Source organism: Gilvimarinus gilvus (assembly GCF_030518155.1).
Taxonomy (GTDB): Bacteria; Pseudomonadota; Gammaproteobacteria; order Pseudomonadales; family Cellvibrionaceae; genus Gilvimarinus; species Gilvimarinus gilvus.
Map to the genome: position 1 here is coordinate 1 of NZ_JAULRU010000812.1, position 458 is coordinate 458.

Annotated in this window: 1 protein-coding gene; it reads left to right on the top strand. The window is 47.2% G+C overall.

From position 1 onward, the window contains the following. Window positions 1-458 (top strand): hypothetical protein (locus QWI17_RS21610; RefSeq protein WP_302724611.1); only part of this gene is annotated, 458 nt, incomplete at both ends.

Here is a 458-nt window from a genome sequence, read left to right on the forward strand (position 1 = left end):
AATAACTTCGGTAATGATGCAGTGGGCAAGATAAATGCTGATTTACAGCGGTTGTACCGCATCAAGGCCGATGTAAACCTGCTGATTAACTTAGTAGACCGGGCTCAACATCTGCCAGACCTCAATTCTCTGATCGCAACCCAGACCCACTCCGATGAAATTATTATGCGGATTAAACAGGATATCGAAGCGGTTGGAAATTTACGCGGCATCCAGGCTCTGAAACAAACCATAGTAAATATCGTTTTTCTGACCCGGGGGGACAACAACATGTTTACCATCCGCAGTCAGGAACGGGCTGTACTACAATCCGGAGAGCTATTGCTTAACCGTATCAGGGAGGAGCTTGGCAATTTAAATCAACAGGTTGCAGTCCAGACCGATAAAACCGAAGCCGCAGCTCAGATCTCAGCACAAAATGCCCGGGAGACGATTAAGAAAGGCCGTATCTGGATGCT